The organism is Mycobacterium sp., assembly GCF_035633495.1.
In the GTDB taxonomy this organism is placed as follows: domain Bacteria; phylum Actinomycetota; class Actinomycetes; order Mycobacteriales; family Mycobacteriaceae; genus Mycobacterium.
On record NZ_DASQEU010000002.1, the window covers coordinates 1 to 13,237 of the forward strand.

Genomic DNA, 13,237 nt, shown 5'->3' on the forward strand with positions numbered 1-13,237 from the left:
GGATCTGACCAACCGGCAGGACTGGGCGGCATGCGAGTCAGTCCAACGCGGCCTGACCTCACCCCACGCGCGGCCCGGCCCACTGGCTCCCGACGAGGACGGCGTCTACCAGTTCGTCACTCGTGTTGCCCGTTCATACCAGGGCCGTGATCGCACGCCCTAGCCGTCAACCTCGAGCGGGGACCCCGTTGGGCCCTTCGGTCGACTGCGCGTACGTGCCGACGGCGAAGGCCACCGCGGGACCGGTGATCGCCAAGGTGGCGCGGTCGACATTGGCGATCGTGTCGCCCGGGGTTCGGTAGCTGGGGTCGAACGGCGCCCCGGCACGGCCGCCCCAGAGCCGGGCCTGCGTCGCCGACTTGCGCTGCGCCCCTCCGGTGGTGATGCCGCCGATCGGTATCCCGGCGCGCAGGAATGCGCTGTAGTCGCTCGCCAGGCCGAGGGGCATGTCGGCCGGCCGCACGCCGGCGAGGTTGAGGTATCCGGCCAGTGTCCGCTCGACGCCCGCCGACCCGGCGGGCACCTTGGCGGCGGGAACGTCCGGGTTGGGTTGGCCGGACTGGTCGCCGTCGTAGGTGAAGTAACCCGCGTTCGTCGAGCCCAGCAGGTCGAAGTCCAGGCACAGGGCGACGTCGTCGAGCCCGCCGCGGCCCAGGCTCGCCACGTACGTGGTCGACCCCTGCAGGCCAGGGTCCTGCGATCCCCAGAACGCGAATCGCACCGCGTTGGTGACGGTTGGCGAACTACCAAGCTGCACAGCGGTTTCCAGCACGGCGGCAACGCCGGACGCGTTGCCGTTCAGACCCGGGCTGCTCGCCGCCGAATCGAGGTGCGCGCCTGCGACGACCACGTTGTGCGGGTTGCCCGTCTTGGTCTGCGCCACCACGCTCCGTGACTTCACGACCGCACCCTTGGCATTCAGGGTCAGTCGAACCGGCGCCGAGGTGCGGCGCAGTTGCGCGTCGGCTTCTTCGTCGATCACGGCCACCGGCGTGGTGAGCTGCCGGTAGTACCCCGGAGTGAACAGGCCCGCCGGACTGACGGTCGAACCGGGATCGCTCACCACGAGCACCCCCACCGCCCCCCTCCCGACGGCCGCGTTCTGCTTGTCGACCACGGAGCAACCCTTGTCGTCGACGACGGCGATCGCCCCGCGAACATCGACCGAGCCGTAGTCGCCCGCACTACAGCCGGACGCTCGCCGAGGCCGCAGGGTGACCGCGCTGAGGCCGCCCGTCGCGGTGGTCACCAGCAACGACGCCTGGTCGACGGGAAAGCTCCGGCCCGATGCGACCAGGGTGGGTTTTCCCGGCGCCGACATGGCGAGCCGCTCGAACTCCGATGTCTGGACGTCGAAGCCCTTGTCCCGCAACACTCCCGCGACGTAGTCGACGCTGGCGTCGAACCCGGGCGTGCCGTCGGCCCTGCTGTTCCCGTTGGCGGCAGCGATGTCGGCCAGCTTCTGCAGATGCTGATACATGCCGTCGGCGGTCACCTTGCCGGACAGCTCGCGCGCAGGGACTGCGGCGGGCGGCGGCGGTTGCTGCTCCGAGGAGCAGGCGGACACGAGCAAGAGGCACGCCAACGCCCATACCGCCCTCATGATTCCTTCATTACGTGCCGGGTGCGGTCGTCGCGGGCGGGTACGCCGTTGCGGCCGCCTTCATCTTGCACGTACGTGCCAATGGCGTAGGCGACTCCCTTGCCCTGGATCTCGAGCGCGGTGCGGTCGAGATTGTCGAAGGTGTCGGAGTTCTTGTGATAGTTCGGATCGAACGGCTCGTTTGCCGCACCGCCCCAGATCTTTGCCTCGTCGTCGCCCTTCTTCTCCTCGGCACCGGCGAACAACCCGCCCGCCGGGATGCCCGCCTGCGTGAAGGCGTCGTAGTCGGAGCGCCCGTCGAAGCCGGTGTCACGCGGTTCCTTGCCGGCACCGTTGAGGTAGCCGGCCAGCAGGCGTTCGATGCCTGCCGAACCCTCCGGCACCCGCGGCACGCTGTCAGATGGGGGTGCGGACTGGTCTCCGTCGTAGGTGAAGTAGCCGGGGTTTGGCGAAGCCAGCATGTCGAAGTTGAGGTAGAGGGCGATGTTCTTCAGCGCGTCGGCGTCGAGGGTCTGGATGTACTTGGTGGATCCCACCAGCCCCTCCTCCTCGGCCGCCCAGAAGGCGAACCGGACCGCGTTCTTCACCTGCGGTGAACTACCCAGTTGCACAGCGGTTTCCAACACCGCCGCGGCACCGGAGCCGTTGTCGTTGATGCCTGGCCCCTCGGGGACGCTGTCGAGGTGGGCGCCCGCCATCACGACGTTCTCCGGTGAGCCCGTCTTGGTCTGCGCGATGACGTTGCGAGTGCGGTCGACGCGGACGCCCGCGTTCAAGGCGACGGTCGTGGCGGCAGGGTTCTCCCGCAGGCGGGCTCCGTCGGACTTGGAGATGCTGACCACCGGGATCTTGACCTCGGTGTCCTCCCCCAGCGTGCCGCCGCCGATGTCGTCGCCGTCGACGTTGTTCGCCACGATCAGGGCGACTGCCCCGCGTTCGGCGGCCACGGTCTGCTTCACACCGAAGGGGCACGCTCCGCGATCCACCATGACGACGGCGCCCTTGACGCCCACGCCGTCGTAGTCCGATGCCGCGCAGCCGGGCAAGGGGCCGGTGCGGGCAGGCACCAGGGGGCCGCTGACCCCGCCTTCGGACGTCCCGACCGTGTAGTTGAGCGGCGCGGCCTTGACGCGCTGGCCGCCGACGGTCACCACGGGCTCGTCGGCGAACGGTATCCGAACGTCGAAGTCTCCCGTCTGCACGTCGAAGCCCTTGTCCCGCAACGTCTGGGCGACGTAGTCGACACTGGCGGCATACCCCGGTGAACCAAGAGCCCGGTTGCCGCCATTGGCGTCGGCAATCTCCTGAAGCTTCTTGAGGTGCGCCAACATCGCGTCGGTGCCGACACGGTCCCGAAGCGCCACCGCGAAGTCCGCAGCGGGAGTCGACGCGGCACTCGGCGATGCCGAGGGCTCCGGCCTAGCGGATTCCTTGCCGCATCCGGCCACGCCCGTCGCACACACGACCACAGTGAACGCTGCCAGTACCGCCCGTGATCTCCGCCGCATGCTCCCAACGTTAGTCACGCCCCACGGGAGGACCTCCGCGTCGTGGTAATTGGTTGACACATCACGCAATTTCGGGCAGGCTGGATTTAAGTGATCAGTCACGTAAAAGGAGCAGTCATGGGATCACTCGACGGCAAGAACGCTCTCGTCACCGGCGGCACCGCGGGCATCGGGCTCGCCTCGGCATGCGCCCTCGCGGAGGCTGGCGCACACGTCTTCCTCACCGGACGGAACCAGTCCACGATCGATGCGGCCGTGGCCTCGATCGGGCCGTCGGCGACCGGAATCCGCAGTGACGTGAGCGACCTGACGCAGTTGGACGCCGTCGTCGACGCGGTGACGGCCCGCGGTGGTGGTCTCGACGCGGTGTTCGCCAACGCGGGCGGCGGCGAGTTCGCAACCCTCGAGGACGTCACGATGGAGCACTACCTCGACACCTTCAACCGCAACGTCGCAGGAACGCTCTTCACCCTGCAGAGGGTGCTGCCGCTGCTCAATCCTGGCGCGTCGGTCATCCTCTCGGGGTCGACGTCGGCGTCCAAGGGCATTCCCTCGTTCGGTGTCTATGCCGCCTCGAAGGCCGCCGTACGATCGTTCGGCCGGACCTGGGCGGCGGAGTTGGCAGGCCGTGGCATCAGGGTAAACACGCTGGTGCCCGGGCCAGTGGAGACGCCAGGCCTCGTCGGCCTCGCTCCAAGTGGTGGCGAGAAGGAACTGTTGGAGAGCCTCACCGCCGACGTGACGCTGGGTCGGATCGGCCAGCCAGAGGAGATCGCCGCCGCGGTGGTGTTCCTCGCCTCTGCGGCGAGCAGCTTCATGACCGGAAGTGAGATGTTCGTCGACGGTGGCGAAGTCCAGACCTAACCGTCAGTCCGGTGTCGGCAACGTGCCCTCGCGCAGAATCGTCTGATAGACCTCGCCAAGGAGGTCGCCCAGCTCGACGACGCGATCCTCGTCGAGGTCGGAGAAGAACAACGTGCGCACCCACGCCACGTGCTTGGGCGCCGCGGCCCGCAGCGTCTTCAGTCCCGCGTCGGTCAGCAGGGCATCGGTCGCCCGGCCGTCGGTGTCCGACTGCACCCGGTCCACGAAGCCCCGCGCGGCCATCCTTAGCAGGTGATGGGACAACCGACTGCGCTCCCAGCCGATGGTGGTGGCCAACTGCGAGAGCCTCAGCCGCCGCCCGGATGCCGCGGAAAGCGCGTTCATGACCGTGTAGTCGGCCAGCGACAGGCCACACTCGGCCTGCAGCTGCCGGTTCATCTCGAACTCCAACCGGTGATACACCCGCATGTAGTGCAGCCAGGTTCGCCCTTGCGACGGCGTCAACCACACGGTCATGCACACATCATCGGCATTGGATGACACTTCACGCAAATGCCCCGAAGCGGTCCTGCGCTCAGCTCAGCTGACCCACGATCAGATCGGCGACCGCCCGCATGCCTGCCGCGTTGGGGTGCAACGGCACCACCCTGCCAGGCAACGGCAGTCCGAACCTGGTCGTCCACGGGTCGTCCGACCACGGGTGATGCTCACGGCTGGCGTGGGCCGCGCGGACCCACCCGCAACCGGTTTCACCCGCCGCTTCTCCCGTGAGTCGCTCGAGCGTGTCGGCCACCCGTCGGCCGAGGGCGGCGTCGAGGTCTGTCAACGGCGGCGCGGGCGTTCCCGCAGGCGGCAGCAGCGTCAGGTAGTCGACGAACAGCACGGTCGCCCGTGGGGCCCGCTCACGCACCGTCCTGCCGACGTTCTTCAGGGACTCCCCCACCGCCACTAGCGCGCGGTCGCGCGTGGTCGGGTCGAGTCGTTCGCGCAGGATCCCGCCGAGAACCGGCAGCGATCGGGTGAAGCGGGGCAACCCCGCGGCGAACAGCAGCGGCACGTAGCCGGCGTCGTTGCCGCCGATGGTCACGGTGACCAGACTCTCCGTGCCGTCGAGCGCATCGATCTGCGGCGGTGCACCGTGCTGCCGCTCGAAGAGGACGTTCGCCGTGGTGGCTCCCGAAAACGTCACGTCGACGAGGTCGTACGCGAGTCGTTCGCCGACGAGGTGGGGGTAGTTGACGGCCGAGCGACCGGCGCCCGCCGGTGCGTCTGCGGCCTTGGGCCTGATCCCGGGACCTGCCGCCATCGACGAGCCGAGCGCGACGTACCGCCCCATCACCGGGTCGGGCTCGACGCCTGCGCCCAGAACCGCTTGGGTATCCGGCCAGCCTGGCGGGCCAGCCTGCCTGCCGTGACCGCGGCCGCCATCGCAGCCGCCATCGTGGGCGGGTCGGCAGCCCTGGTGACGGCCGTCGCCAACAGGACGGCGTCGCACCCGAGCTCCATCGCCTGCGCCGCGTCACTCGCCGTCCCGATGCCTGCATCGAGGACGACGGGCACACCGGCCCGCTCGACGATCATCTCGATGTTGTGTGGATTCGCGATGCCCAGGCCGGTTCCGATCGGCGAACCCAGGGGCATCACCGCCGCGCAACCGATGTCCTCGAGGCGCCGCGCCAGCACCGGATCGTCGTTGGTGTAGGCCATCACGATGAAGCCGTCGTCGACCAATTGTTCTGCAGCCTTGACCAATTCGATGCCGTCGGGCAGCAGCGTGCGCTCGTCGGCGATGACCTCGAGCTTGACCCAGTCGGTCTTCAGCGCCTCGCGGGCCAACCGGGCCGTCAGGACGGCTTCCGCCGCACCGCGGCAGCCGGCCGTATTCGGCAGCGGCGTGATGCCCAGCCGGTTCAGCAGATCCAGCACACCCGTGCCGCCGTCCGCGTCGACCCGGCGCATCGCAACGGTGGTCAGCTCGGTCCCGGAGGCCACGAGCGCCGCCTCCAGCACCGCGAGGTTCGCCGCGCCGCCGGTGCCGAGGATCAGCCGCGACCCGAAGCTCCGGCCCGCGATGGTCAACTTCGAATCCACGTCAGCCACCCTGCACCGCCGTCACGACCTCCACCTTTGCTCCATCGGTAAGCGCCAAGTGCCACTCCGAGCGCGGAATGACCGCCCAGTCGACCGCGACGGCAATGCCCTTGTCGGGGATGCCCAGCCTGGTCAGAAGGTCGGCGACCGTGGTCCGGTCGTCGATCTCGACGGATTCGTCGTTCACCACGACTTTCACGCGGGCACCCCCGCCTTCAACTCGGCCGCGATCGTCGCGGCGGTCCAGGGCGCCAACAGGAAACCCGACCGGCCGTGGCCCGCCGCGACCAGCGTGCGGTCGTCGAGCCTGCCGACCACGGGCAGGTTGTCCGGGGTCACCGGTCGCAGGCCCGCCGCACACTCGGCGAGCTCGTACTCACCGAGCGCGGGGATGACTTCGCACGCATCGTCGAGCAGTTCGCGGACACCCGCCACGGTGGGCGCGGTGTCCCTGCCGTGCTCGTACTGCGTCGCCCCGACCACCACGCCGTCGGCGCGTGGCACCAGGTACACCTGACGACCGTGCACCCTCGCCCGAATCACCCTCTGCGGCACAGGCATACAGCCCCGTCGCCACCGCAGTCGCAGCACCTCGCCCTTGACGGGGCGGATCGGCAGTCCAGGCCACAGCGCGGGCGCATCGATGCCGTTGGCGATCACGACGACGTCGGCGTCGCGTGCCTCGACCAACGAACGCACCGGCGGCGCCCACGAGACGCCGAGACTCGCGCACCGCGCTGCGAGTGCCTCGACGAGGGCCCGATTGTCAACGGCCAGTTCGGTTTCGGCCAGGAAACCGTGCCGGATACCCTGCGCCAGCAGCGGCTCCAGGTCGCGCGCCGCCCTGGTCATCGTCACCGGGTGCCCCTGGGCGGCAAGCCATTCACCGGTGGTGGCCAGGTCCGCCGCGTCGGCGCGGTCGACGGCGACCACCAGCGACTCGCGGGCGGTTATGACGTTCGAGGGCAGCCCGTCCAGGAAGTCCGTGTGCCACATCTCGAGTGACGCCAACCCGATCTGCAGCAGCTGATCCTCACCCGGCCAGCCCTCACTATGGGGCGCCAACATGCCGCCCGCCACCCAGGAGGCGCCGTGCGCGTCGGTGCGGTGCACGCGCACCGTCCAGCCGTCGAGCGCCGCCCGACGTGCCACCGACAGTCCGATGACGCCCCCGCCGATCACGGCCAAGGATCGCCCGGCCTGATGAGTCCGCAATTCCGTTTCCTTCCTACGCCGGCATGACCCGGATCAGGTGTGACGGTAAGGGTGGCAATCGCACCCACTCTCAGTCCCCGGTCCCGGGACTCCCGTGTCGCTTGCTCAAGGGTACTCGCCGGTCGCTAACGTTCGCGGTGTGCTTGAACCCCTCCAGCCACCCCGGCGCCTCGCGGCCGCCCGGCTCTACCTGTGCACCGATGCCCGACGCGAGCGCGGTGACCTGGCCGCGTTCGCCGACGCGGCGCTGGCAGGTGGGGTCGACGTCATTCAGCTCCGCGACAAGGGCTCCGCAGGCGAGAAGCGGTTCGGCCCGCTGGAGGCCCGCGACGAGCTCGCCGCGCTCGAGGTGCTCGCCGACGCGGCGCGCAGGCACGACGCCCTCTTCGCCGTCAACGACCGCGCCGACATCGCCAGAGCCGCCGGTGCAGACGTCCTTCACCTCGGCCAGGACGACCTGCCGCTGGCGGTGGCCCGCGACGTCATCGGAGCAGGGCCGCTGATCGGGCGGTCCACGCACGACGCCGACCAGGTGCACACCGCCGCCGGTGAAGACGTCGACTACTTCTGCGTCGGCCCCTGCTGGCCCACCCCGACGAAGCCAGGGCGAACGGCGCCCGGTCTCGACCTCGTCCGCACGGCCGCGAAGCTGGGCACCGCGAAGCCGTGGTTCGCGATCGGCGGCATCGACGCGGATCGGCTTCCCGAGGTACTGAACGCGGGTGCCCGCCGCATCGTGGTGGTGCGGGCCATCACCGCAGCCGAAGACCCCGCCGCCGCCGCCCGCGCGTTGAAGGCGGCGCTCACGGCTCGCGGTTGACCTCGAACGGCAGCGTCGCCGACTTCATGCGCAGCAGCTCCCAGCTGGCGGCGAACCCCGGATGCAGGGGCAAATCGAGTACGTGGTCCTCGGCGACCCAGCGCAGCTCGGAGCTCTCGCGGTTGGGCACGGTCCGCAGCGGCTCCGCCGCGTCGGCGATCACCGTCGTGTAGGTCCAGTAGGAGCCCTTCGCCCCCACGACCTCGGCGGTGATCACCATCGTGCGGACCACCAACTGATCGGACGTCAGGCCCGCCTCCTCGTGCGCCTCGCGGATGGCCGCCTGCTCGACGGTCTCGTGACTGTCGCGGGCACCCCCGGGCAGGCTCCACGTGCCACCCTGATGACTCCACGGCGCGCGATGCTGAAGCAGCATTGTGGCACTTCCGTCGGGACGCGGGGCGCGCAACAGCAGACCCGCCGCGCCGTGGCGACCCCAGAAGGGCACGCCGTCATCCGACAAGACCCAGCCGTCACCGTCGCCGCGCACGGATTCAGGATAGGTAAAGCGCGCCGAACATGGCCGACCGCCGTGATCCATGGGTTTGGTGTCCTCGATTGTCCCGCGCGTCCCGCCCCCTGCTCTTAGAATTCCTTTACAGTTGAGGAGTCGGGAAAGAAGCACCGAAAGCAGAGGTCCGCGCACAGGTGACTGTGGAGTTGGCGCACCCTTCCACCGAGCCCCTTGCGTCCCGCTCACAAACCAGACCCGCGCACCCGCGGTGGTGGTTCCTCTGGACGACCCCCGGCCGCATCCTCACGATCGGCTTCGTCCTCTCCGCGCTGGTGATCGCCTGTGCCTTCGCGACGTCGACGACCATCAACGGCCGTCAGCAGGCGCTGTCCACCGTCCTGGACCACACCGAGCCCCTGTCGTTCGCGGCGGGGCAGCTCTACACGACCCTGTCGGTCGCCGATGCCGCCGCAGCGACGGCCTTCATCTCAGGCACTGAGCCTCGGGCCGTCCGGCAACGCTACGAACAGGCGATCACCGACGCCTCGGTCGCGGTGACGCGCGCATCGAGCGGCCTCACCGACGACGAGATGGTCCAGTTGCTCGGCCGGGTCAACGCACAGCTCGCCGTCTACACGGGTCTTGTCGAAACGGCGCGCACCAACAATCGCGCAGGCAATCCCGTCGGATCGTCGTACCTGTCGGAGGCGTCGTCACTGATGCAGACGCAGATCCTCCCCGACGCCCAACGGCTGTACGAGAGGACCAGCAAGCAGGTCGACGTCGAAACGACCGCGTCGACCAGGATCCCGGCACCGGTCATTCTGGTGGTGCTGGCGACTCTGATGTTCGGTGCGTTCGCGAACCGGTGGCTGTCGCGGCGCACCCGCCGCCTCGTCAACATCGGGTTCGTCGCGGGCGGCCTTGCCGTGCTCATCATGATCGTGTGGGTCGGTACGGCACTGACGATCTCCACCGCCGACAGTCGCAGCGCCAAGAGCACCGCCGCCGAGTCCCTCAAGACCGTCACCACCATGGCGATCACCGCTCAGCAGGCCCGAGCCGACGAGACGCTCGCGCTGATCCGCCGGGGCGACGAAGGCGTCCGCAAGCAGTCCTACTACCAGCGCATCGATACCATGCAGCAGCAGCTCGCCGACTATCTGGGCCGCGACGACGCGATCGACAAGGCCGATCTGGCCGATGCCGAACAACTGCTGCGGCGCTGGCGGGCCGCCGACGACCGGATCAACGCCTACATCGCGGTCGGCAACTATCAGGCCGCCACGCAGGTGGCACTCGGCACCGGTGAGGACGATTCCACCCCCGCCTTCGACAAGCTCGACGCCGCGCTGACGAAGGGCATCGGCGAGAGCCGCCAGCAGTTGCGCAACGACATCGTCAACGCGCGACGGGTGCTGTCCGGTGCCACGGTCGGCGCGGCAGTGCTCAGCATCATCGCGGCGATCGCGGTGGCGCTCGGGCTGTGGCCACGGTTGAGTGAGTACAGATGATGAACGTGAAAAAGCTGATGGCCGCATTCGCGGTGGGGATGGTGGTGGCCGGCTGCAGCCAGACCGCGCCCGCCGTCAACGTGCCCAGCGTGACGCTCGCGCCGCCGACGCCCGCGGGTATGGCCGAGGCCTCCCCGGTGCCCGTGCAGCCGCCCGACAGCGACGATGACTGCACTGCGAGCCTACGACCGTTCCCCACCAAGGCCGAGGCCGACGCCGCCGTCACCAACATCCGCAACCGCGGCAGGCTCATCGTCGGTCTCGACATCGGCAGCAATCTGTTCAGCTTCCGCGACCCGATCACGGGTGAGATCACCGGCTTCGACGTCGACATCGCGGGTGAGGTGGCCCGCGACATCTTCGGCACGCCCTCGCAGGTCGAGTACCGCATCCTGTCGTCGGCCGACCGGATCGCCGCGCTGCAGAACAATCAGGTCGACATCGTCGTCAAGACCATGAGTATCAACTGTGAGCGCAAGGAGTTGGTGAACTTCTCCACCGAGTACCTGTCGGCCAACCAGCGGATCCTGGCGCCTCGCGACTCGGCGATCACCCAGGCATCCGACCTGGCGGGCAAGCGTGTGTGCGCGGTGAAGGGTACGACGTCGCTGGAGCGCATTCAGCAGATCAGCCCGCCACCCGTCATCGTCGAGGTCGTGACGTGGGCCGACTGCCTGGTCGCGTTGCAGCAGCGTCAGGTCGACGCCGTGAGCACCGACGACTCGATACTGGCGGGGCTGGTAGCGCAGGATCCGTACCTGCACATCGTCGGGCCGTCGATGGCCAAGGAGCCGTACGGCATCGGGATCAACAAGGAGAACACCGGCCTGGTGCGGTTCGTCAACGGAACCCTCGAGAGGGTTCGTCGCGACGGCACGTGGAACACGTTGTACCGCAAGTGGTTGACGGTGCTCGGACCCGCTCCCGCACCGCCCGTACCGAGGTACGAGGACTGATGTCCGCCGACGAGACGCCCGACGAGGGCCCGGGTACCCAACCCGCAGACGCGATGGCCTACGACTCGCTGGCGACCATGCGGCCGATGGCGACGCAAGCCGTGTTCCGGCCGATCTTCGACGACTCCGAGGGCTTCTCGGTCGGCAGCGTCGAGACCGAACCGAACGAGCAGACGACCATGCTGACTCGGCAGTGGTCGCCGATCCGACGGCTCGGTGGCGGTCTGGTCGAAGTACCTCGCGTGCCGGAACGGGATCCGCTGGAAGCGTTGATGACCGACCCGGTCGTCGCCGTGGCGAAGCGGTTCTGCTGGAACTGCGGCAAGCCGGTCGGCCGTTCCACCTCCGACGGCGAGGCCCTCTCCGAGGGTTGGTGCCCACACTGCGGTAGCTCGTATTCCTTTCTCCCGCAGCTGAGTCCGGGCGACATGGTGATCGACCAGTACGATATCAAGGGTTGCATCGCCCACGGCGGGCTCGGCTGGATCTACCTGGCCTTCGACAAGAACGTCAACGATCGACCCGTGGTGCTAAAGGGTCTGGTGCATTCGGGTGACGCCGAGGCGCAGTCGATCGCGATGGCCGAACGCCAGTTCCTCGCCGAGGTCACCCACCCGGGGATCGTGAAGATCTTCAACTTCGTCGAACACGACGACAAGAACGGCGACCCCGTCGGCTACATCGTCATGGAGTACGTCGGTGGAACGTCGCTCAAACAAGCGAAGGGCCACCAACTTCCGGTGGCGCAGGCGATCGCGTACATGCTCGAGATCCTGCCGGCGCTCGGCTACCTGCACTCCGTCGGACTGGTGTACAACGACCTGAAGCCCGAGAACGTCATGGTCACCGAGGAGCAGCTCAAGCTGATCGACCTCGGTGGCGTGTCGCGGCTGAACTCCTACGGATTCCTCTACGGCACACCGGGATACCAGGCACCCGAAATCGTCAAGACGGGGCCGACCATCGCCACCGACATCTACACGGTGGGCCGCACCCTCGCCGCGTTGACGCTGGACTTGCGCACCCGCAGCGGCCGCTACGACGACGGGCTGCCCGAGGACGATCCCGTGCTGGCGCAACATGACTCGTTCGGTCGACTGCTGCGACGGGCCATCGACCCCGATCCGCGCAGACGATTCGGCAGTGCCGAGGAGATGTCCGGTCAGCTGATCGGCGTGCTGCGCGAGGTCGTCGCCAAGGATTCCGGTATGCCACGGCCGGGCCTGTCCGCGGTGTTCAGTCCGTCACGTTCGACGTTCGGCGTCGACCTTCTGGTCGCCCACACCGACGTGTACCTCGACGGCCAGGTGCACTCCGAGAAGCTGACCGCCCAGGAGATCGTCAGAGCGTTGCAGGTGCCGCTCGTCGACCCCGCCGACGTCGGTGCGGCGGTGCTGTCGGCGACCGTGCTCAGCCAGCCCGTCCAGACGCTCGACTCGCTGCGAGCGGCGCGTTACGGTTCGCTGGACTCCGACGGCGGTGTCGACCTGTCGGAGTCGGTCGAACTGCCGCTGATGGAGGTGCGGGCACTGTTGGACCTCGGCGACGTGGCCAAGGCCAACCGCAAGCTCGACGATCTGTGCGAACGGGTGGGCTGGCGCTGGCGTCTGGTGTGGTTCCGCGCGGTGGCCGAATTGCTCTCCGCCGACTACGAATCGGCCACCAAGCACTTCACCGAGGTACTCGACACCCTGCCCGGTGAACTTGCCCCGAAGTTGGCGCTGGCGGCGACCGCGGAGCTGAGCGGCTCCGCTGACGAGAACACGTTCTACAAGACGGTGTGGAACACGGACAACGGCATCATCTCGGCGGGATTCGGCCTCGCGCGCGCGCAGTCGGCGAATGCCCAACGCGATGACGCCGTCACGACACTGGACCAGGTACCGCCCACGTCGAGGCACTTCACCACGGCGCGGCTCACCAGCGCCGTGACGCTGCTGTCCGGGCGGTCGGGTAGCGAGATCACCGAGCAGCAGATCCGTGATGCCGCGCGGCGGGTGGAGGTGCTGCCCGACACGGAGCCGCGGGTTCTGCAGATCCGCGCGCTGGTGCTCGGAACGGCGATGGACTGGCTGGCCGACAACACGGCGAGCACCAACCACATCCTGGGCTTTCCCTTCACCGAGCACGGTCTGAGACTCGGCGTCGAGGCGTCACTGCGGGGGCTCTCCCGCGTCGCGCCGACCCAGGAACACCGTTATGCGCTGGTCGATCTCGCCAACAGCGTGCGGCCCATGAGCACGTTCTAGCT

Annotated in this window: 14 protein-coding genes; 6 read left to right on the forward strand and 8 right to left on the reverse strand. The window is 68.5% G+C overall.

Annotated elements, in window-relative coordinates; translation table 11 throughout:
• The first annotated feature begins 4 nt into the window (after positions 1-4).
• The gene (locus VET27_RS00530; RefSeq protein WP_526514452.1) at positions 5-163 is read left to right on the forward strand and encodes an SRPBCC family protein; all 159 of its coding nucleotides are present in this window, start codon (positions 5-7) and stop codon (positions 161-163) included.
• Positions 164-166: 3 nt separating this feature from the next.
• Here VET27_RS00530 and VET27_RS00535 read toward each other — a convergent pair whose 3' ends face one another.
• Positions 167-1,603, reverse strand: a complete 1,437-nt coding sequence (locus tag VET27_RS00535; RefSeq protein ID WP_526514439.1) for a M28 family peptidase — start codon at positions 1,601-1,603, stop codon at positions 167-169.
• Positions 1,600-3,111 (reverse strand): M28 family metallopeptidase, encoded by a 1,512-nt coding sequence (locus VET27_RS00540; RefSeq protein WP_526514440.1) that lies wholly within the window; start codon positions 3,109-3,111, stop codon positions 1,600-1,602. The genes VET27_RS00535 and VET27_RS00540 overlap by 4 nt, the downstream gene beginning before the upstream one ends.
• A 117-nt stretch (positions 3,112-3,228) precedes the next feature.
• Between VET27_RS00540 and VET27_RS00545 the strand changes: the two genes are divergently transcribed.
• Positions 3,229-3,975 carry an SDR family NAD(P)-dependent oxidoreductase gene (locus tag VET27_RS00545; RefSeq protein ID WP_526514441.1) on the forward strand — a complete coding sequence of 249 codons (747 nt, stop codon included), beginning with the start codon at positions 3,229-3,231 and terminating at the stop codon, positions 3,973-3,975.
• 3 nt (positions 3,976-3,978) lie between these two features.
• Here the strand turns inward: VET27_RS00545 and VET27_RS00550 are convergent, their stop codons facing one another.
• From VET27_RS00550 to thiO, 5 genes are read right to left on the reverse strand one after another with little or no spacing between them, the layout of a single operon-like run.
• Positions 3,979-4,452: a MarR family winged helix-turn-helix transcriptional regulator gene (locus VET27_RS00550; protein WP_526514442.1), complete on the reverse strand. Its 474-nt coding sequence runs from the start codon at positions 4,450-4,452 to the stop codon at positions 3,979-3,981.
• 58 nt (positions 4,453-4,510) lie between these two features.
• Positions 4,511-5,272, reverse strand: a complete 762-nt coding sequence (locus tag VET27_RS00555; RefSeq protein ID WP_526514443.1) for an SGNH/GDSL hydrolase family protein — start codon at positions 5,270-5,272, stop codon at positions 4,511-4,513.
• A complete protein-coding gene (locus VET27_RS00560) occupies positions 5,272-6,027 on the reverse strand; it encodes a thiazole synthase (RefSeq protein WP_526514444.1) in 756 nt (251 codons plus the stop codon). The genes VET27_RS00555 and VET27_RS00560 overlap by 1 nt, the downstream gene beginning before the upstream one ends.
• 1 nt (position 6,028) lies before the next feature.
• The gene (gene thiS / locus VET27_RS00565) at positions 6,029-6,226 is read right to left on the reverse strand and encodes a sulfur carrier protein ThiS (protein ID WP_526514445.1); all 198 of its coding nucleotides are present in this window, start codon (positions 6,224-6,226) and stop codon (positions 6,029-6,031) included.
• Positions 6,223-7,242, reverse strand: coding sequence for a glycine oxidase ThiO (gene thiO, locus VET27_RS00570; protein ID WP_526514446.1), 1,020 nt, complete (start codon positions 7,240-7,242; stop codon positions 6,223-6,225). The genes thiS and thiO overlap by 4 nt, the downstream gene beginning before the upstream one ends.
• Positions 7,243-7,381: 139 nt before the next feature.
• Here thiO and thiE point away from each other — a divergent pair, with 139 nt between their 5' ends.
• Entirely contained in the window at positions 7,382-8,062 is a 681-nt protein-coding gene (gene thiE / locus VET27_RS00575; RefSeq protein WP_526514447.1) for a thiamine phosphate synthase, read from the forward strand.
• Here thiE and VET27_RS00580 read toward each other — a convergent pair.
• Positions 8,046-8,552: an NUDIX hydrolase gene (locus VET27_RS00580; RefSeq protein ID WP_526514448.1), complete on the reverse strand. Its 507-nt coding sequence runs from the start codon at positions 8,550-8,552 to the stop codon at positions 8,046-8,048. The two genes, thiE and VET27_RS00580, sit on opposite strands and share 17 nt — an antisense overlap.
• A 158-nt stretch (positions 8,553-8,710) precedes the next feature.
• Between VET27_RS00580 and glnX the strand changes: the two genes are divergently transcribed.
• Genes glnX through VET27_RS00595 form a run of 3 tightly spaced genes read left to right on the forward strand, consistent with a single transcriptional unit; the run spans position 8,711 to position 13,235 of the window.
• Positions 8,711-10,030 (forward strand): protein kinase G-activating protein GlnX, encoded by a 1,320-nt coding sequence (gene glnX / locus VET27_RS00585; RefSeq protein WP_526514449.1) that lies wholly within the window; start codon positions 8,711-8,713, stop codon positions 10,028-10,030.
• Complete coding sequence (locus VET27_RS00590) at positions 10,027-10,986, forward strand: glutamate ABC transporter substrate-binding protein (protein ID WP_526514450.1); 960 nt, start codon at positions 10,027-10,029, stop codon at positions 10,984-10,986. The genes glnX and VET27_RS00590 overlap by 4 nt, the downstream gene beginning before the upstream one ends.
• Positions 10,986-13,235, forward strand: a complete 2,250-nt coding sequence (locus tag VET27_RS00595) for a tetratricopeptide repeat protein (RefSeq protein ID WP_526514451.1) — start codon at positions 10,986-10,988, stop codon at positions 13,233-13,235. Before VET27_RS00590 ends, VET27_RS00595 begins: the two co-directional genes overlap by 1 nt.
• Positions 13,236-13,237: the final 2 nt, after the last annotated feature.